Raw genomic sequence first — 18,937 nt, forward strand, 5'->3', positions numbered from 1 at the left:
CGCTGCCAGTTGTTGGGTGATGGCACTTTGATCTGTTTCAAGCAGATAAAACTTCCCCTCGAAGCAACGCCAAGCAAGGAGAAACAACATGAGTTCGACGCCACCCGTAAGCTCCGGCAACTCCGACGCAGCCATCGAAAAGATGTCGGCCACCTTTGATATGGCCATCGAGAAATCGGCCAAGATCACTGAAATCTCCACTGCCAAGAAAGCCGAGCTGGATGCTACCAAGCAACGTCCGCAGAACTGACGTTGTCGTGCAGGCAGCGCTGCAGCTGCCTGCACCCACTGCGCATGGAAAGTCTTCCGATCGACAGTTTTACCCGGCTTTGACGCGCCGTTTCCGGTAGATCACACGGTGGTGACTCGATCATGACAGCCTTGATTTCATTGAGCGCGACGCCCGACGCTTCGGCGCAAGAGAGCGGTGCCGTCGAACTCGACATTCTCCATGGTTTGCATCAGGGTGTTTCGCTGGCACTTGGCAAACCCGTTTACGTGATTGGCAGCGCTGCGTCGGCCGACCTTGTGCTGGGCGATGCTGATGTGGCGCAGCGGCACGTGCGCCTGCGCTTTTCCTGCGGGCAAGTTGCAATAGAGGCGCTGGGCGGCGACGTATCGGTAGTCGACCGGCTTGGCAAGCACCTGTCGATCAGTCTCGGACATGGCCAGCGCCTCGACCTGCCTGTCGAGTTGTCGCTGGGCCAGAGCCAGTTGCGCCTGCGCAGCACGCGAAGTGCGCCATCCTCGCTCACGTCTTCGGCGTTAATGTCAGGCATCGTCCAGACCCTGAAGTGGCCGGCGCTGGCTGCGCTGTTGCTGCTGGTGACGTGCGCAACCGCGTTTGCCTTTCGCGCCCCGGCGCAAGTCGTCCCGCAAGGTGCTTCAACGACAGACGTGGGTTTGCCGACCCGGATTGCTCCGACGCTGGTGCAGGCCCGCAGCTGGCTTGAAAATGCGCTGCAGAACGCCAGCCTGGTGCAATTGCGCGTGCACGAGGAGGGCGGCCAGCTCAGCGTCGCAGGCGATTACCCTGCCGCTGACAAGGACCGCTGGCTGAAAATTCAACAGGCCTTCGACAGCCGCTTCGGCCAGCATATTGTCCTCACGCCCAAGGTGCATGCCAGCGCACCCGTCGCCACGCCTCGCGTGCGTTTTCAGGCCGTGTGGTTCGGTCGTAATCCCTACGTGATCGACGAGCATGGCAAGCGCGTCTATCCAGGCGCTCTGCTGCCGGACAACTGGAGGCTGGACAGCATCGACGGTGATCAGGTACGCCTGGTACGCGGTCAGGAACGGTTTGCCTTCACCTTATGAAAGTCGATCCGCGGCCCACCGCGCTGCCGTCCGCCACTACCTTGCCAGCCGTCGAGCGTGTTGCTCCGCCGCAGCCACGTCAGGGGCCCCGGTTCGAAGCATTGCTTGATCAGCGCGAACGCAAAACCCGCCGTTCGTTGCGCGGTGAGCTGGAGCAGACCGGGCAGGCCGCCAGCGTTAATGCGCAGTTGTTCGGGACCACGCGTTCATTGCAGGTGCTGCGCTATCTGCTGGACGAAGTCTTGCCGACGCTTGATGCCGATCCTGAGATCAGGGCGCTGGCGGAAGACGTGATTCGTGAAGAAATCGATATCCGCCTGTTGCTGGAACAGCAACGTGCCCAGGTGCAGTCATGAGTGTGCGCCAGGACCGCGAATGCGTCGAACTGCTCACCGGTCTGGGCGATCTGTACCGGCGCAGTGGTCAGCCGCAACGGGCGCTGGTGATGCTGCTGATAGCCATCCAGCTGGCACCGACGGACAGCGCGCTGCTGCACAGTCTGGTGCTGGCATTCACTGACAGCGGAGACGCCGACCGGGCGCTTGCCGCGCTGGACAGGCTGGTTGAGCAGCAGGGTGAAAGCGTCGCGTTGCGCCTGCTGCGCAGTCGTGCCCTGTGGAAGGCCGGGCGTAAGGACGAAGCGCGACTGTGCTTCAAACGTTACCTGGATGCCCGGAGGGCTGCGCAATGACCCTCATGAGTGCGCTGAACCGGCTGGTCGAGACTGCTTCCAAACGCACCGATGTGATCATTGTTGCGTTCATGCTCATGGCCATTGCGATGATGATCATCCCGATGCCAACCTATCTGGTCGATGCGCTGATAGGCGTCAACATCGCCCTGAGCCTGCTGATTCTCATTGTTGCGTTCTACATCCACCACTCGGTGGAGTTCTCGGCGCTGCCGCCGCTGATTCTGCTCAGCACGCTGTTTCGTCTGTCCCTCTCGATCACCACCACGCGCCTGATCCTGCTGGACGGCAATGCCGGGCATATTGTCAAGGCGTTCGGGGATTTTGTAATTGCCGGCCAGGTGGTGGTCGGGCTGGTGGTGTTTCTGATCATTACCGTTGCGCAGTTCGTGGTCATCACCAAGGGCGCTGAACGGGTCGCCGAAGTGGCCGCGCGCTTTACCCTGGATGCGATGCCCGGCAAGCAGATGAGCATCGATAACGATCTGCGCAACGGCGATATCGATCAGGCACAGGCGCGCAGCCGTCGTTCGCGTCTGGAGCGCGAAAGCCAGATGTTCGGGGCAATGGACGGCGCCATGAAGTTCGTCAAGGGCGATGCCATTGCCGGGCTGGTGATTCTGTTCGTCAACCTGCTGGGCGGCATGATGATCGGCATGGTCCAGCGTGGTATGCCGTTTGCCGAGGCGGCGCATGTCTATTCCTTGCTGACGGTTGGCGACGGCCTCATCGCGCAGATTCCGGCGCTGTTGATATCGGTAGCAGCAGGCACCGTGGTAACGCGCGTCAACAGTGATGGCGAAGAGCGCGATCTGGGCACGGAGATTGTCAGGCAACTGAGTGCCAGCCACCGGGCGCTCGGGCTGACTGCGGTGATTTTGCTCGGCGTCGGCATGCTGCCGGGCTTTCCGTTGTTGGTATTCGTCGGACTGGCTGCGGTGCTGGGCGGCAGCGCATTCCTGCTCTGGCGGCGCGACAACCGGGCAGCACGGGCGTTGGTCCATGCAGAGCTGCCCACGCAGGACGTGTTGGCGGAGCCTGAACCGTCCGTGGCGCTCGCGAGTGTACTGGACACTGCAGAGCGACCACACGACAGTCGAGTGCTACTGAGTATTGGCGCCGGTCTGGCGGAGGCCGCGCCATTGCAGCCCCTGCGTCAGCGCATCGAAGCCCTGTGTCACGACATTCGTAATGAACTGGGTGTAGAGGTGCCGGTGCCCGAGGTATACCTGGACCGAGCCCTGCCGGCAGATCGCTTTCAGGTAGAGCTGGAAGGTGTACCGGTTACCGAAGGGGAGTTCGGCGCAAAACTGCTGTTGCTGCAGGACGATCCGCTGCACGCGCAGCTGATCTCCCTGGAGCCGGTTGAAGCCCCGTCGCCCATCGCCTCGCGTCCCGGTCGTTGGATAGGTCGCGAGCATGTCGGCGCGTTACAGGACGCCGGAATAGGTTTTCTGTTTGCTGATGAAGTGTTGCGCGAAGTGCTGGACCGCATGTTGCGTCGTTACGCTGCTGATTTTCTGGGCATTCAGGAAACCCGCCTGATGCTTGAACAGCTTGAGGGCAAGTATGGCGAGCTGATCAAGGAAGTGCTGCGCATCATGCCCCTGCAACGTGTCGCAGAAGCCCTGCGCCTGCTGGTTGCCGAGGGCGTATCGATACGCAACCGTCGTGGTCTGCTGGAGTCGATGGTCGAGTGGGGCGGTACCGAGTCCGATGCTGGAAGGCTGACCGAGCATCTGCGTGCCGGGCTGGCGCGGCAGATCAGCCACCAGTACGCCGATCGCAACAGGATGATCAGTGCTTTTGTGCTGGCACCAGCGCTGGAAGAGCAACTGCGTGGCGCGCTGGGCCGTCAGGACAAGAACCGCGACTCGCTGCCGGACGATATCGGCCGCACGGTGCTGGTCCAGCTGCGTCGTCTGTGTGATGTGCTTCCGGACCCGGACCTGACGGTATTGCTGGTGCATTCGGAGCTGCGTCGGTGCATGCGCCGTCTCATTGTGCGCGGCGAGCTGCAATTGCCCGTTCTGTCGTTTCGCGAGCTTGCCACCGAATACAACCTTCAAGCGGTCGGCACTGTCAGCCTGACCGATGTCATTGCACGTCCGGCCTCCAGGGCCGGTGCTGTCACTCCTCTGGCGACTGCCTTATGACCTCAGTAACTGTATTACGGTTTTTTACCGTCGCGGCGGGCATGTTGCTCATCGCCACGGGGGCTTGTGCCGAAACCATCGCCAAGGGCGCCAAGGGCACTGTCGATCTAGCCATCGGCGAAGGTCGGGTGCTGCATTTTTCGGCGCCTGTCGATTCGGTGATGGTGGCCGAGCCGGGCATTGCTGACTTGCAGGTGGTGTCGCCCGGCGTGATCTACGTGTTCGGCAAGGCCGCTGGCCAGACCAGCCTGATTGCGCTCGACAGCGAAGGTCGCGAGACGGCGGCGTTAAGCCTGGCGGTAAGCAGCGGAACTGCCGCAGTGACACGCCCCCTCAAGGCGCTGCACCCACAGAGCCAGGTGCGCATCAACGCCTCGGGCAGTCGAGTAATCGCCAGTGGCTCGGTGCAGGACGTCGGCGAAGCCACCGATCTCAATGCCTTGTTGAGCACCGAAGGGCAGAATTTTCAGTCGACGGTCAACAGTGCCACCTACGCCGGGTCGGCGCAGGTGAATATCCGCGTGCGTTTCGCCGAAGTCTCGCGCTCCGAGCTGCTGCGCTACGGGGTGAACTGGAATGCCTTGTTCAACAACGGCACCTTTTCATTCGGCCTGCTCACGGGCGGCGGACTGGCTGCCGATGCGGCGGGTGGCGCATCGAATGTGATCAGCGCTGGGCTGGCATCAGGCAACGTCAATATCGACGCCATGCTCGAAGCGCTGCAAAGCAATGGCGTGCTTGAAGTGTTGGCCGAGCCGAACATCACCGCGATGACAGGGCAGACCGCGAGTTTTCTGGCCGGCGGCGAAGTGGCCGTGCCAGTGCCGGTCAATCGCGAAGTGGTCGGTATCGAATACAAGCCTTATGGGGTGTCGCTGCTGTTCAGTCCGACGTTGTTGCCCAACGGACGCATTGCCCTGCAGGTACGCCCGGAGGTCAGCAGCCTGATGAGTACCTCGACGCTGGACGTCAATGGCTATCAGGTGCCGTCGTTCCGCGTACGCCGCGCCGATACCCGGGTTGAAGTGGGCAGCGGCCAGACGTTCGCGATCGCCGGGCTGTTCCAGCGCGAAAGCAGCCAGGACATGGACAAGGTACCAATGCTGGGTGATATGCCGATCCTCGGCAATCTGTTCCGCTCCAAGCGTTTTCAGCGCAACGAAACCGAACTGGTGATTCTGATCACCCCTTATCTGGTCGAGCCGGTCAAGGCGCGCGTGGTCGCTACGCCGCTGGACAAGCAGCGCGCCGCCAGCACCGCATCGGCCGGTCCGCGCAGCGGCGGCGCGTTCGGCTTCTACATGAACTGACAGGGAACGGCCATGAACCTGATTTCGATGATGCCACGCCTGCCTGCACTGGTGCTGTTGTGCGTGCCGTTAGGCCTGTTGCCAGGCTGCAAGACGCACCTTGATCCGGTCAGCTATTCGCCGGATTACAGCGCCATCACCCGCGCTGATGGCCGAGTGGAGCTTGTACCGCTGGCCTGCGGGCAGCCAGCCGCGCAGGACGAGGTGGGTGTGGGCGAGGATTTTCAGCCGCTGTTGCCGCCGGGCTGCGCCAGCAACCTGATTCTGCTGCAGATGGTCGAACAGCGCGCCGACGTGTTGCACGGCCGCAGCACAGGGCCTGTCATGGCGGCACCGGTCGGGCGCGCCGCGCAGGTCTACATCGATGGCTATGACCGCGAAGAGCTGCGTCGGCGTCAGGCCGAGCAACAGGCCAACGCCACTACTCAGGAGGCGCGATGAGTTCAGTTGCCGTCAATCAAACCCAGTTCGCGTGCCTGTTCGGCGTGGTCCGGTATGGCTTTGACACGTCGTGCTTCGGCGATCAGCTTGCCGCGCTCGGCCTTGGGAATGTCGTCGAAGGTCATGCCTTTGAGGTCTTTCTCTTTTCCGGCCAGCACCATGACCAGCAGCTGATTGCGTTGATGGCGCGGTTGCGCCAAGGGCGATTGGCTGACGCTGCGAATGGTCTCCAGCGCTTGTTGGTTGTCGTCGCCCAGCGCGTAAGCCAGGGCCAGATTGCAGCGGGTGTCGAGGTCGTTCGGGGCGAGTCGCAGGCTGGTTGTGAAGGCCGTCTGCGCGGCGTTGGTCTGGCCGCTCAGAATCTGCGCAATGCCAAGGCGGTTCCAGGCTTGCGGCTGTTGCAACGCGTTGGCAGCCTGAGTCAGCGCCGTGACAGCGCGCTCCAGTTTGCCTTGGCGCAGCTGTGCGGTGCCCAGCCCCAGCAGTGCATCCGGGTCATCGGTCTTGAGCTCCAGCGCCTGCTGATAAGCACGCTCTGCGCCGCGCGTGTCGTTGCTGGCGAGCAGCGCAGCACCCAGTTTGCGCCACGATTCGACACCGGCCTCAGGTTGCTGCGTAGCGCGCTGATAGAAAGACGCCGCTGTGGTCGAGTCACCGCGTTTTTCCAGGTCTGCGGCCAGCTGCATGAAGCGTTCGTAGCTGGCATCCGGCCTGGGCTGGGTCGAGCACGCCGCCAGAGTCAGGCAGCCAAGCAACAACAACGTGGGGACAGAACGAGGTGGCATGGACAAGGCTCTTGTGAGGGACAGGGCGCGGCGGTTCAGCCGTCGATGGCCTTTGCAGGCGAGCGCCATTTTATAGCCCCGGCGCTGAATAGCGACCGTTTTCTGAGCGCTGTCCGTCATGTACCACTTCACCGTCAGGGGGAATGCCGTGTCGTACTTGAAGGCTGATGGGCGCTTGTCGCAACTGTTGATGCTGATACTGCTGTGCACGCTGTCCGGTGGGTTGAACGCATCGCCGGAACGCACGCCCGACTGGTTTGCCGAGCCTTACGCCTATGTACTGGTCGATCAGGACATTCGTGGCGCGTTGACCGAGTTCGGCCAGAACCTGGACCTGATTGTGGTGTTTTCCGAAAAAGTCCGTGGCAATGCTCGCGGCACCGTGCGTGGCGGCACCGCTGGCGAGTTTCTCGGCCGTCTGTGCGATGCCAACCAGTTGAGCTGGTACTTCGACGGCAATGTGCTGCACATCGCCAGCGCTGATGAAGTCGGCACCCGGGTATTCGGCCTGCAAGGTTCGCAGTTGGATGAATTGCAGGGCTATCTGGCTCGTCTGGAAGTGTCCGGTCAGCCAATGTCCACTCGCGTCAGTGCCGATAACGACAGCCTGTTTGTCTCCGGACCGCCCGCCTGGCTGGCGCAGATTCAGCAACACATCGATCGTCAACCTGTCGCCGAGGCCGCACCGGTGGTGCGCGAGCGCGGTGTGCGGGTCTTTCGTGGCGGTGTCGTCACTCAAGTCGCCACCGACCGTCAGTAACCAGAAAAGGAGCACTACCCATGTCCGTCAATTCCGTAGACAGCAACGTAGACACCAGCGTTTCCGGCCAGGAATCGCGCTTCAATGCCGCCGTCGAGAACGCCGAACAGGCTGCCAGCGACAGCGAGTTCAACGATGCCCTGATCACCCAGGCGGTGACCATCGGCGGGCAGTTCATCATCATGCCCCGCGCTCAGGAAATGCTTAACGAAGCCCAGTCCGACGACGACTCTGAATAGGTTCCGACCATGACCGTCAATCTCGCTGCGTCACCGGCGGCAGCTGCCTTGCCGTCGCCGGGAGGAGGCGCGGGGCCACAGGCTTCGCAGAACCTCTTCGAACACATGGCCGAGACGTCCAAAGGCATGCCGCAAGGGGCAAGCCCGCATCAGATCGGCAGCAACCTGATGGAGCGGCTGGACGGCTTCATTGATCGTTCGCGGCAGTTTTCCGAACGCGCCGACGCGCTGACCCAGGGTAACGCGCCGCAGTCTGCCAGTCAGGCTTCGACGCCGAGCGCCTCGGGTGGTCAGGCGCCCGGTAAAGTCGGTGAACCGCAGGTGGACCGTATCGTTCAGTCGCTGGGGCGGATGTTCGATTACTCCATCGAAACCCAGATGGTAGTGCGCGGGGCCACACAGATCTCCGGTTCCGCCAATACCCTTCTCAAAGGTCAGTGAACCATGCCCAGACGTTGCCGTGTCCTGCGCCTGTTAATCGTGGCAACCCTTGCCAGCCTGTTGCAGGCCTGCGACATCGATCTTTACACCAACCTCGGCGAACGCGAGGCCAATGCCATGCTCGCTGTGTTGCTGCGCGACGGCATACCGGCGTCGCGCAAGGTTCAGGACAACGGTCAGCTCAAGGTCATGGTCGACGAAAAGCGCTTCGCCCAGGCGATGGCGGCGCTGGACGATGCCGGTTTGCCGGGGCAGAGTTTTTCCAACATGGGAGAGGTCTTCAAGGGCAATGGCCTGGTGTCCTCACCGGTGCAGGAGCGTGCACAGATGGTTTACGCGCTGAGCGAGGAGCTGTCGCATACCGTCTCGCAGATCGACGGCATTCTTTCGGCGCGGGTGCATGTGGTACTGCCTGACAACGATCTGCTCAAGCGGGTGATATCGCCTTCGTCGGCGTCGGTGCTGGTTCGCTTTGACCCGCGAACCGACATCAATGTGCTGATACCGCAGATCAAGACGCTGGTTGCCAACGGCATTTCCGGGCTGGGTTATGACGGCGTGTCGGTCACGGCGATCAAGGCGGTCAAGGCGGTCATCCCCGACAAGGCCGGCACTCAGCCGCAGCTGGGCAGTTTTCTGGGCTTGTGGATGCTGAAAGGTGACGTGCCCGCTGCGCGCTGGTTGTTTGGCACGCTGTTGCTGATCGTGCTGGTGCTTGCCGGGTTGCTGACGCGTCAGTTTTGGCACCGGCGCCGGGTTGAAACGACCTATGCCCTGAGTGACGCACCATGAATGCCTCACTGATCAGCCAGTGGCAGACGCTGACCGAGCGCCCGCTGAGTTTTGTAGCCGAGCACAGGCTGGCCGAATGCCTGGCACGCGATGTGGATGCCCTCCAGCTTGCTGCATTGCGCGATACGCCGCGTTTCAAAGAGCGTTTCGAGCAATTGCTGATCGGGCATTTCAAACTGCGCCCGTTGGCGCAATTGGAGCCGCCGGCGCAGCAGGACCTGACCGTTCTGCTGCTGTCCGATAACGATTTTTCACGCCTGCCACGCCTGTGCGGCGCGGTCTGGCACGCGGCGACCCTGAGCCGGGAAATTCGCGGCGAAGTGGTCAGCGAATACCGACGCTTGCTGGGCGACGATGCGTTCACGCTGGCGTTGGCGCATCGACAGCTGGCGGGGGCGGCCAATCTGTTGCGTACCCCGGACGAGCTGATTCAGGTCATAGACCGCGACGGTGCGGCCTGCGTGGCCGCCTGGCTTGAGGCTCAGCCTGCACAGCTGCGCGCCTTGTTGCTGCTGCGTCTGCAGGCGCCTGCGCAAGAGAAACACCCACAACCTGACAATGAACAGCAGGTCACCGTGGTGCAAGCCGTTGCTCGCCATTTGACAGAGGTCAACGCGCATGAGTGAGCTACCCAGCCGACCTGCTTCCCGGATAGTACGCGCCGCAGAAGCCGATCAGTGGATTGACGGCTACGCCTTTGTCGAAGCCGCTCACCGGCAAGCCCGGTCTGTTCGCGAAAACAGCGCACAGTGGCTTGAACAGGCGCGTGCCGAAGGCTTCGAGCGCGCCCGGCAGGAAGGTGCCGAGCAGGTAGCCGCGCTGCTTGCACAGGCCAGCGTCGGGGTCGATCGCTACCTGGCCGGGCTGGAAAACGAGCTGGCTGAACTGGCGCTGGGTATTGCCCGTCAGGTACTGGGCGAGATGGATGATCGCGAGCGACTGTTGCGCTGCACCGCGCAAGCATTGTCGGCGTTTCGTCAGGATCAGACCTTGACCCTCTACGTGCCACTTGCTGAGGTCGAAGGCCTGCGCCAGCAACTGGGGCACGCGCCGCTGGCATTGAAGGCATTGAGCATCGTGGGCGATGACCAGTTGCAGGCGGGTCAAGCGCGGCTGGGTGGCCCCGCAGGCTCCGTGGAACTGGGGCTGGACGCGCAACTGGACAACTTGCGCCGCGCATTGCTGCCGTTGGCAGAAGGGGACTCTCTATGAGCGAGGCCTTGATGGCGCTGTTGCCTGATCTCGAACGGCGTTTGCAGCTTGCCCAGCCCAGGCCTATGCGCGGCACCTTGCGCAGCATTCGCGGGGTGCTGTTGCGCGCCAGTGTCGCCGGGGTGCGCATCGGTGAACTGTGTCTGCTGCGTGACCCGGGTAACGGGCGAGAGCTGTCAGCGGAAGTCATCGGCTTTGATGAGGATGACGCGATTCTGTCTCCGATTGGCTCGATGGAAGGGTTGTCGACCCGCACCCAGATCATTGCCACAGGCCAGGCGCTGGGGGTGCAGGTCGGCGATGCGCTGCTGGGCCGGGTGAATCAGCCCGATGGGCGAGTTCCTCGACGGTCCCGCGCCCGTTGCGGCGCTCGGGTTACAGCGTTACCCGCTGCACGCCGAGCCGCCAGCGCCTTTCAGTCGCCAGCGCATTGTCAAGCCACTGTCGCTGGGCGTGCGGGCTATCGACAGCCTGCTGACCCTCGCCCAGGGGCAGCGGATGGGCATTTTTGGCGAGCCCGGCGTGGGCAAGTCTTCGCTGTTGGCGAGCATCGTGCGCAACAGTGACGCTGACGTGATCGTCATCGGGCTGATCGGCGAGCGGGGCCGTGAGGTGCGCGAACTGCTGGAAGGCCAGCTGGACGCCACGGCGCGCGCACGCACTGTCGCGGTGGTTGCCACCTCGGACCGTCCCGCTGCCGAGCGGGTCAGGGCAGCCTATGTGGCCACGACTCTGGCCGAATACCACCGCGACCAAGGCCGCAATGTGCTGCTGTTGATGGACAGCCTGACCCGTTTCGCCCGTGCCCAGCGCGAGATCGGTCTGGCGGTGGGTGAGCCGCCGACCCGACGCGGTTATCCGCCTTCGTTTTTCTCGGCATTGCCACGCTTGCTGGAACGCGCCGGTCCCGGCCCGTCGGGCAGTATCACGGCGTTGTACACGGTATTGACCGAAGGCGACGCGACGACGGACCCGGTGGCCGAGGAAACCCGCTCGATCCTTGATGGGCATATCGTGCTGAGTGCCGAGCTGGCTCAGCGTGATCACTTTCCGGCAATCGATGTGCTGCGCAGTCGCAGCCGTCTGATGGATCACGTCGCCACCCCGGAGCACAAGCGCCTGGCGTCGCGGCTGCGTGAGTTGATCGCCCGGCGTCAGGAGATCGAATTGTTGATTCAGGTGGGCGAATACGCCGCCGGCAGCGACCCGGTGGCGGACGAGGCGATTATCCGCCACAGCGCAATTGAAGCGTTTCTGCGCCAACCCGCCGCCGAACACGACAGCCTGACTCAGACCCTGGTTTATCTGCGCAAGGTGCTCGCATGACACCGGTTTTTCAGCCTGCCCTCGGTTCACTCCCCGATGGGGTGCCGACGGGCCTTTGCTTTGGAATACGCTTATGAAAAAGGCTGACCTGTACAGTCTGCAAGCCTTGCGCCTGATGCGTGAGCAACGAGCTGCCGCGCTACTTACCACTCAACGCGAGCGTTGCCGGGACGCGCACCATGAGCTGGATCAGGCGCGGGAAACATTACGTCTGCACCGGGAACGTCTGGTTCAGGAAGCCGAGCGGGCTTACGGCCGTTTCAGCGAGGGCCTGTCGGTCAGCGAATCAAGGGCCATTCAGGAACGCCTGGAGCAACTGAATGAGGAGCGCCAGGCGTTGCAGGCCGAAGCCGAGGCGGTGGCCTTGACCGTGGAGTCTGCAGAGCAAGTACGCGAACGGCTCAGGCAAACACATGTGCAACAGCAACACAGAAGCCGCGCCTGGCAGAGCCTGGTCGAGCAGCGCATGCGCGAGGATGTGCGGGTCAGTGAACAGCGCGATGAAGCGGATCAGCCAGAGTTGCCCGCTGGCGGGTCGAACGCTGGAGACAAGCGATGACCGCGTTCGCTCAACCGGTGCCGGCCTCGGTTTCCGGCGACGGCATCGCGCGCAGCAGGCTGGCGCAGTTCGATGCCGTTTTGCTCAGTCTGCATAACCGCTTGCATCGTCAGACAGCGCCCTGGCGGATTGTCCTGGGCCAGCGGCCGTTCGGGGTGCGCTGGACCAGCCAAGGGGGCGAGTGTCAGCAGCCGGTGCGTGTGGCGGTCAGGCTGGGGCAGCGCGAGATGGCGCTGGATGTTCCGCTTGAGCTGTTTGAACAGTCGGGATTGGCCTGGCAGCCCGGTCCGGCAATCGCCACGCCGGCCGACGCGTTGCTGCTGGAGCACGCGTGGCTGAGTTGGATTGAACCGCTGGAAACACTGACGGGCGAGTCTTTTCAGGTGCTCCCCCGGGCTGCAAACCGGCCAGCGGAGCTGCCTGGAAATGGCATCAGTGTCGCGATGGAAATCCAACCGGATAACGGCCCGACACACACGCTGAGCCTGCATCTGCAGGCGGACAGTGCGCGTCAGGTCATTGCGCTGCTGGAACGGCATGCGGCGGTAAAGCATGACCCGCTTGTGGCTGTCAGGCTCCAGCTGAGTGTCGAGGCCGGGCAGGCGCCGCTGAACACGAGCGAGTTGCGCAGTCTGGTGCCGGGCGACGTGGTCATGCTCGACACCTTGCCTGACGCTCAGGTGCAGCTGCGCTTGGGCAGTCACTGCCAGACAGTCGCCAGACGCCAGGGTGAAACCCTCGAATGGCTGGGCCCGCTGCGGTCTGTCACCCGGCATCACGCCGCCCACACCTTCAACAGGAATGATTTGATGAGCGAAATAACTGCCAGCCCCGACCTGGATACGTCGCTGGACGACTTGCCGCTGACGCTGGTCTGCCAGTTGGGCACGGTCGAACTGACGCTGGCGCAACTGCGCGAGATGGCACCGGGCAGCCTTTTGCCCTTGGCCACCCCGGCGCACGATGAAGTAGACCTGATGGTGAACGGACGAAGGATAGGCCGTGGCCAATTGGTCAGTATCGGCGACGGTCTGGGTGTACGTCTGCTCGGTTTCAACGGCTCATGAACGGTTATCAGCCAAACCTGATCGAGATCATTGTCGTCGTAGCCACCATCGGTTTGATACCACTGGCCGTGGTGACCCTGACGGGTTTCATGAAGATATCCGTGGTGCTGTTTCTGATCCGTAATGCGCTGGGCGTGCAGCAGACACCGCCAAATCTGGTGCTTTATGGCATTGCGCTGATTCTTTCGGTCTACGTGACCACGCCGCTGATCGGCGATATGTACCGGGAGGTGCAGGGCCGTGACCTGAGTTTGCAGAATGTCCAGCAACTGGAAGAACTCGGCAGCGCCTTGCGACCGCCGTTGCAGGCGCATTTGTCGAAGTTCGCCAACGAGAGCGAGCGTGGTTTTTTCGTTCAGGCCACCGAGACCATCTGGTCTCCCGAGGCACGTGCCGATCTGCGCGATGACGACCTGGTGGTACTGATTCCGGCGTTCGTCAGCTCTGAACTGACCCGCGCTTTCGAGATCGGCTTTTTGCTGTACATCCCGTTTCTGGTCGTCGACCTGTTGGTCTCCAATGTGTTGATGGCAATGGGCATGTCAATGGTTTCGCCCACCTTGATTTCGATCCCCTTGAAGATTTTCCTGTTTGTCGCGCTCAGCGGCTGGTCGCGGCTGATGCATGGCCTGATCCTGAGCTACGGAGGCTGACGGCGTGGGCCAGGACGTATTTCTCTCGCTGATGAACAAGGCCTTGATGACGGTGCTGCTGCTCTCGGCACCGGCGCTGATCGTCGCCATCGTCGTGGGGCTCAGCGTGGGCCTGCTGCAGGCGCTGACCCAGATTCAGGACCAGACGCTGCCCCAGGTGGTCAAACTGGTGGCCGTACTGCTGGTGATCGTGTTTGTCGGCCCGCTGCTGGCCGGGCAGGTCGCCGAGCTGGGCAATCTGGTGCTCGACAACTTCCCCTTATGGACCTGTTGATCCGTCATGGGCGCTGATCTGACCAACGCGTTCATCGAAGTTGCCTACCCGGTGATCAGTTCCGCATCGCTGGCGGCTTCGCGGGCAATGGGGGTGGTGATCATCACCCCGGCGTTCAATCGTCTGGGCCTGACCGGCATGATTCGCGGTTGCGTTGCGGTGGCGATTTCGGTGCCGATGATCCTGCCAGTGTTTTCGGCGTTCACCTCCATGCCTGAGCACAGCGTTTTTTTCCTCGCGGGGCTGATGATCAAGGAGTTACTGATCGGATTGCTGATCGGCCTTTTGTTCGGCATCCCGTTCTGGGCGGCGGAAGTGGCTGGCGAACTGATCGACCTGCAACGCGGCTCGACCATGGAACAACTGGTCGACCCGCTCGGGCAGGGCGAGGCCAGCGTGATGGCGACGTTGCTCACGGTCACGCTCATTACCCTGTTTTTCATGTCGGGCGGTTTCATTCTGATGGTCGACGGGTATTACCACAGCTATCAGTTATGGCCGGTGACCGAGTTCACGCCGCTGTTCAGCGGCGCTGCCCTGATGTCCATTCTGGCCATTCTCGATCAGGTGATGCGTATCGGCGTGCTGATGGTTGCGCCCTTGTTGATCGCAATGCTGATTACCGACCTGATGCTCGCCTACCTGTCTCGCATGGCCCCCAGCCTGCATATCTTTGACCTTTCGCTGCCGGTCAAGAACCTGTTCTTCGCCGTATTGATGGTGGTTTATATCGGCTTTCTGATTCCGGTCATGATCGAGCAACTGGGGCAGTTTCGAGGGACGGTCGAGGTGCTCAAGGCACTGGCCAGCGAGGGTCCCTGAATGGGTGAGTCCAGCGAGGAAAAAAGCCAGCCGGCCACGGACAAGAAGCTGCGCGACGCACGCAAGAAGGGCCAGGTCGCGAAAAGCCAGGACCTGGTCTCCGGCATGGTCATTCTGCTGTGTACCCTGTGCATCTCGGTATTGCTGCCCAAGGCGCGTGCGCAGGTCGAGGCGTTGATCGATCTGACCGCACTGATCTACATCGAGCCCTTTGCCGAGGTCTGGCCTCGGCTGCTTGACCACGCCGAACAGATTGTCATCGGTATTACCCTGCCTGTGGTCGCGGTTACCGTTGGCGCGGTGATTTTGACCAATATCGTGACGATGCGCGGCGTCGTATTTTCGGTCGAGCCGATCCAGCCGGACATCAAACGGATCAATCCGGGCGAAGGGTTCAAGCGCATTTTCGCCATGCGTAACCTGATCGAATTTCTTAAGGGGCTGGTCAAGGTCGTTTTGTTGGGCCTTGCATTTTACGTGGTCGGCCGACAGGCCCTGCAGGCGTTGATGGAATCATCGCGCTGTGGCGAAGGCTGTATCGAATCCACGTTTTACCTGGTGCTCAAACCGCTGGTGTTTACCGTACTGGCGGCCTTTCTGCTGGTTGGCGCGGTGGATGTGCTGATGCAGCGCTGGCTGTTTGGCCGTGAAATGAAAATGAGCCACAGCGAGCAGAAGCGCGAGCGCAAGGACGTTGACGGCGACCCGATGATCAAGCGCGAACGCCAGCGTCAACGGCGTGAAATGCAGGCGCTGGCCACAAAGCTTGGGTTGGGACGGGCCTCTTTGCTGATCGGTGACAGTGGCGGCTGGGTGGTGGGGGTGCGCTATGTGCGCGGTGAAACGCCGGTGCCGATTGTGGTCTGCCGCGCCGCGCCGCACGACTCGGCTGCCTTGCTGGCCGAGGCCGTACCACTGGGCATTGCCCGCTGGTCGGATGCGAGCCTTGCCGAGACCATTGCCCGGCGCAGCGTTGCGGGTGATCCAGTGCCGGAAAACACGTTTCAGGCGGTCGCCGATGCGCTGGTTGCGCAGCGGCTCATCTAAACCCGCAGGCCTCGGTTCTGCAGTTTTCAGTGCACTGCCGGGCAATGGCGCGGTTTGGGAGTGCCGGGGGCGATCTTCAGGCGATTGAGGTCTGTGTTGATGCGCCACGCCCAGAAGTGAGTGCCGTCCTGGCGCGCGGCCTCCAGTGCCTGAGTGAGCATTTTTCGCACGTCTTCCAGCGAGTGGGTGTGCGGCTGACTGAGCATCAATTGGGCCTTGATCCGCATGATCTCCGGCAAATACCAGCGGTCATGGTTTTCTACAGCTCCGAGGTGCAACTCATCGAGGATTTCCAGCGCCATTGGTTCAAGCTTGAGCGCCGCTAGCCCCAGCGCGTATTCGGTTTGCAGCATGGCGTGCAACGGCGTTTCAACATGGTTGCGTAACTGCTGCAGGGCTTCCCCCAACAATGGAACGCCTTGGGCAGCATCGCCCTCACGGATTGCCAAAATGGTCTCATAGCAACGGGTCAACTGACGCCATATATGCAGCGGCTGCCGCTCGCTGCTTTGTTTGAGGATGTCGAGAAAGTACCGTGTCTTGTTCAACGTACCGATGATCAGCGTCGCGGGAATCGCGCTGATTGCCAGGGTGTACCAGAGCGTTGCAGGGTGGCTCAGGGTAATCGCCTGTCGCACATTGGTGTCCAGCGCAACCATCGCCTGCCCGGTATTGCCGATCAGCAGCTGGACCTGAGCCCGTAATGACTGCGCAGCGATACGCTGGTCGAAATGCATGTCGATGATGTGCGATGACGGCGACCTTGGCGCGCCCAGCGCTTCTTCGATGGCCTGGCTTGCGGTCTTCATGTCGCCCATGTAGAAAGCGCTGGTCGCGCGCATTCGCCTGCCCATTAACTGACAATCGGCAATTCTGTAATCCTTGCCCAGCGCCAGGAACCGCAAGGCAACTTCCTTGCCCTGTACGTGGCGTTTACTGCAGGTGTGATCGTTCCATTGCCCCCACAGTGCACGCAAACGGTACTCGGAGTCGTTCAGCGACTCTGCATCCTCGCCGACCTGTTGCCAGACCTCGCGCATTTTCTGCCCGGCACCGTAGGTGAGCATCAGAATGCTGCCGGACATTGTCAACAAACGCATACGCTGGCGGCGGTCCATCTGCGCCTCATCCGCACAGCGTGGCATGCCGTGATTGACCCAGTCCTGATACTCGCGCACCAGCGAAAGCCTGAGCCACAAGGGCGCGCTGCTCAGGGTCAGCTCCACGCCCAGCTGCCGATCACCCTGAGCGGAAAACGCCCAGGTCAATGCTGCGCGAAGGGTGTCGATTTCTGCAGCGTAGCGCTGTGTCCAGACGTCTTGGGACAGATGATCGAGGTCAAGTCTGGCCTGATTCAGCAGGCGCAGCGCCCATTGAGCATGGGTCCGGCACAGGCGCGGTACGTCATCCAGCTGGATGAGCTTTTCATGGGCATACAGCCGTGTGGTCTCCAGCAACCGAAAGCGCTTGCCCTGGCTGTGATTGAACGTCCCGAGTAAGGATTTATCCAGCAGGCTTTCCAGCATCGGCAGGGTCATGCGTACGTCCGGCAAGCCGATATTGACCACCGCCATGACGCCGTCCAGCGTGAATGAGCCATTGAATATCGACAGTTGGCGCAACAGCGCCTGCTCGTTTCCGGTGAGCATTCCGTAGGTCCAGTCCAGCGTGGCACTCAGCGAACGCTGGCGCGGCAGCGCGGTACGCAGGCCGGTCATCTGCAAGCGGAAACTGCCATCCAGCAAGCCGACCAGGTCGGTAATGCCGAATGTTCTGACACGCGCCGCAGCCAGCTCGATGGCCAGCGGATTGCCGTCCAGTTTGCGGCAGATGGAGGCGACCGCCGCGGCGTCGCTGTCGTTGAATACGAAGGCTGGGTCCTGCTCTCTGACGCGCGTCACGAACAGCTCCACGCCGGAATAACCCAACGCCTGCGAGGCGCTCACTGCAAGGTATGGGTCGGGCACTTGCAGAGGGCCGAGCTCATGCACCCACTCGCCTTGCGCACGCAATGGCTCGCGGCTGGTGACCACCACGCAACAGAGCGGCGCATTGGCGAGCAACGCTTCGACAGCCGATGCGGTTTCATCCAGTATATGCTCGCAGTTGTCGAGCACCAGCAATTGAGGGCGCTTTGCCAGCGAAGCGGGGATGTCGCGCAAGGGTTGTTCGTTTTCTGTGCTCAGGCCCAGCGCGAAGGCTATCCTTCCCAGCACTGGCTGGGTGCAGGTGACCGGTGTCAGGTCGACAAAAGCGACACTGAGTGAAGCATGCACTGCCAGACTGTCGGCCAGTGCCAGCGCCAGCGCCACGGTCGTCTTGCCCACGCCACCAGGTCCGGTCAGGGTCAACAGGCGACGTTCGAGAGTCAGTTCGAGCAGTTGCCGAACCAGCTCGTCACGGCCCAACACCTGTCGCTTGGTCACCGATGCTGCGGCGAACGTATCCTGCCGGGGCGCGAGTGCAGGGCTGGCGAGAGTGGCTGGCTGAACACTGACCGGTGCGCTGAAGCGGTAACCACGGCCGGGTACGGTGACGATGTAGTTGAAGTCTTCCTGATCTTCCAGCGCTCTGCGCAAGGTCACGATCTGCGCGCGCAGGTTGCACTCTTCAACCACCGCCCTGGGCCAGGCCAGCGTCAGCAATTCGGCCTTTTCGAGCAACTCGCCGGGTCGTGTGGCAAACGCTACCAGTAACGACATCGCGCGGCTGCCCAGCGGCACGGGCTGTGCATTCTTGAACAACAACTGCTGCTGGGGATGCAGGACAAAAGAGCCGAAGCGGATCGCATGCTGGCTCTGAAACGACTCGCTTGTTCTGATATCGGCCATTGTACCCGGGCCGCTTGCTTCGAAATCCATGCTTAGACCTGTATCAGAGGTAACAGCTGTGCCGCCGCACCGTGCGGGAGCATAAAAATGTCAGTAGATGCCCGTGTTCTGTTTGCAGCCTTACATCCAGTGACGCAGCGCTGAAAGACATGGGACGCTTCAGCGTTGTCGCTTTTATGACACGTAGCCCACGGCCGACGAGGCAGACGCTTGA

Annotated in this window: 21 protein-coding genes and 1 pseudogene; 20 read left to right on the forward strand and 2 right to left on the reverse strand. The window is 61.9% G+C overall.

Features of this window, described 5'->3' with window-relative positions:
* Positions 1–88: 88 nt before the first annotated feature.
* From DW49_RS1000000133115 to DW49_RS0113150, 7 genes are all read left to right on the forward strand, one after another.
* Positions 89–250, forward strand: coding sequence for a hypothetical protein (locus tag DW49_RS1000000133115; protein ID WP_003377029.1), 162 nt, complete (start codon positions 89–91; stop codon positions 248–250).
* 122 nt (positions 251–372) lie between these two features.
* Positions 373–1,317 carry a SctD/MshK family protein gene (locus tag DW49_RS0113125; protein WP_005617820.1) on the forward strand — a complete coding sequence of 315 codons (945 nt, stop codon included), beginning with the start codon at positions 373–375 and terminating at the stop codon, positions 1,315–1,317.
* On the forward strand, positions 1,314–1,673 hold the full coding sequence (locus DW49_RS0113130) for a hypothetical protein (RefSeq protein ID WP_024419946.1): 360 nt from the start codon (positions 1,314–1,316) through the stop codon (positions 1,671–1,673). The genes DW49_RS0113125 and DW49_RS0113130 overlap by 4 nt, the downstream gene beginning before the upstream one ends.
* Positions 1,670–2,008, forward strand: coding sequence for a type III secretion apparatus assembly chaperone SctY (sctY, locus tag DW49_RS0113135; protein WP_003377036.1), 339 nt, complete (start codon positions 1,670–1,672; stop codon positions 2,006–2,008). Before DW49_RS0113130 ends, sctY begins: the two co-directional genes overlap by 4 nt.
* The gene (gene sctV / locus DW49_RS0113140; RefSeq protein ID WP_024419945.1) at positions 2,005–4,164 is read left to right on the forward strand and encodes a type III secretion system export apparatus subunit SctV; all 2,160 of its coding nucleotides are present in this window, start codon (positions 2,005–2,007) and stop codon (positions 4,162–4,164) included. Before sctY ends, sctV begins: the two co-directional genes overlap by 4 nt.
* The gene (locus tag DW49_RS0113145; RefSeq protein ID WP_005617826.1) at positions 4,161–5,474 is read left to right on the forward strand and encodes a type II and III secretion system protein family protein; all 1,314 of its coding nucleotides are present in this window, start codon (positions 4,161–4,163) and stop codon (positions 5,472–5,474) included. Before sctV ends, DW49_RS0113145 begins: the two co-directional genes overlap by 4 nt.
* Positions 5,475–5,486: 12 nt before the next feature.
* The gene (locus DW49_RS0113150) at positions 5,487–5,915 is read left to right on the forward strand and encodes a hypothetical protein (RefSeq protein WP_005617828.1); all 429 of its coding nucleotides are present in this window, start codon (positions 5,487–5,489) and stop codon (positions 5,913–5,915) included.
* A gap of 2 nt (positions 5,916–5,917) precedes the next feature.
* On the opposite strand, the gene DW49_RS0113155 is transcribed toward DW49_RS0113150, so the two are convergent.
* A complete protein-coding gene (locus DW49_RS0113155; protein WP_005617830.1) occupies positions 5,918–6,700 on the reverse strand; it encodes a tetratricopeptide repeat protein in 783 nt (260 codons plus the stop codon).
* A gap of 118 nt (positions 6,701–6,818) precedes the next feature.
* Here DW49_RS0113155 and DW49_RS0113160 point away from each other — a divergent pair, with 118 nt between their 5' ends.
* The 13 genes and pseudogenes from DW49_RS0113160 (at position 6,819) to DW49_RS0113220 (ending at position 15,892) form a co-directional block, all read left to right on the forward strand.
* Positions 6,819–7,460 (forward strand): hypothetical protein, encoded by a 642-nt coding sequence (locus tag DW49_RS0113160; protein ID WP_029768507.1) that lies wholly within the window; start codon positions 6,819–6,821, stop codon positions 7,458–7,460.
* Between the two features lie 20 nt (positions 7,461–7,480).
* Positions 7,481–7,699, forward strand: coding sequence for a hypothetical protein (locus DW49_RS0113165; RefSeq protein WP_003377051.1), 219 nt, complete (start codon positions 7,481–7,483; stop codon positions 7,697–7,699).
* 9 nt (positions 7,700–7,708) lie between these two features.
* Positions 7,709–8,140 (forward strand): hypothetical protein, encoded by a 432-nt coding sequence (locus tag DW49_RS0113170; protein ID WP_005617833.1) that lies wholly within the window; start codon positions 7,709–7,711, stop codon positions 8,138–8,140.
* A gap of 3 nt (positions 8,141–8,143) precedes the next feature.
* On the forward strand, positions 8,144–8,932 hold the full coding sequence (gene sctJ, locus DW49_RS0113175) for a type III secretion system inner membrane ring lipoprotein SctJ (RefSeq protein ID WP_005617835.1): 789 nt from the start codon (positions 8,144–8,146) through the stop codon (positions 8,930–8,932).
* Positions 8,929–9,558, forward strand: coding sequence for a hypothetical protein (locus DW49_RS0113180; protein WP_005617836.1), 630 nt, complete (start codon positions 8,929–8,931; stop codon positions 9,556–9,558). Before sctJ ends, DW49_RS0113180 begins: the two co-directional genes overlap by 4 nt.
* Positions 9,551–10,144: a FliH/SctL family protein gene (locus DW49_RS0113185; protein ID WP_005617837.1), complete on the forward strand. Its 594-nt coding sequence runs from the start codon at positions 9,551–9,553 to the stop codon at positions 10,142–10,144. The genes DW49_RS0113180 and DW49_RS0113185 overlap by 8 nt, the downstream gene beginning before the upstream one ends.
* Positions 10,141–11,470 (forward strand): annotated as a pseudogene (locus DW49_RS01000000128340) (FliI/YscN family ATPase). The gene DW49_RS0113185 and the pseudogene DW49_RS01000000128340 overlap by 4 nt, the downstream one beginning before the upstream one ends.
* Positions 11,471–11,543: 73 nt before the next feature.
* Entirely contained in the window at positions 11,544–12,029 is a 486-nt protein-coding gene (locus DW49_RS0113195) for a hypothetical protein (RefSeq protein ID WP_003377063.1), read from the forward strand.
* The gene (sctQ, locus tag DW49_RS0113200) at positions 12,026–13,096 is read left to right on the forward strand and encodes a type III secretion system cytoplasmic ring protein SctQ (RefSeq protein WP_005617839.1); all 1,071 of its coding nucleotides are present in this window, start codon (positions 12,026–12,028) and stop codon (positions 13,094–13,096) included. The genes DW49_RS0113195 and sctQ overlap by 4 nt, the downstream gene beginning before the upstream one ends.
* Complete coding sequence (gene sctR / locus DW49_RS0113205) at positions 13,093–13,749, forward strand: type III secretion system export apparatus subunit SctR (RefSeq protein ID WP_003377067.1); 657 nt, start codon at positions 13,093–13,095, stop codon at positions 13,747–13,749. The genes sctQ and sctR overlap by 4 nt, the downstream gene beginning before the upstream one ends.
* A 4-nt stretch (positions 13,750–13,753) precedes the next feature.
* A complete protein-coding gene (locus DW49_RS0113210; RefSeq protein ID WP_005617840.1) occupies positions 13,754–14,023 on the forward strand; it encodes an EscS/YscS/HrcS family type III secretion system export apparatus protein in 270 nt (89 codons plus the stop codon).
* Positions 14,024–14,029: 6 nt separating this feature from the next.
* Complete coding sequence (gene sctT / locus DW49_RS0113215) at positions 14,030–14,845, forward strand: type III secretion system export apparatus subunit SctT (RefSeq protein ID WP_005617841.1); 816 nt, start codon at positions 14,030–14,032, stop codon at positions 14,843–14,845.
* Complete coding sequence (locus tag DW49_RS0113220; RefSeq protein ID WP_003377072.1) at positions 14,846–15,892, forward strand: EscU/YscU/HrcU family type III secretion system export apparatus switch protein; 1,047 nt, start codon at positions 14,846–14,848, stop codon at positions 15,890–15,892. It begins immediately after the preceding gene.
* 26 nt (positions 15,893–15,918) lie between these two features.
* On the opposite strand, the gene DW49_RS0113225 is transcribed toward DW49_RS0113220, so the two are convergent.
* Positions 15,919–18,753, reverse strand: a complete 2,835-nt coding sequence (locus DW49_RS0113225) for an ATP-binding protein (protein ID WP_024421278.1) — start codon at positions 18,751–18,753, stop codon at positions 15,919–15,921.
* Positions 18,754–18,937: the final 184 nt, after the last annotated feature.

It is taken from the genome of Pseudomonas avellanae BPIC 631, from assembly GCF_000444135.1.
Lineage (GTDB): Bacteria > Pseudomonadota > Gammaproteobacteria > Pseudomonadales > Pseudomonadaceae > Aquipseudomonas > Aquipseudomonas avellanae.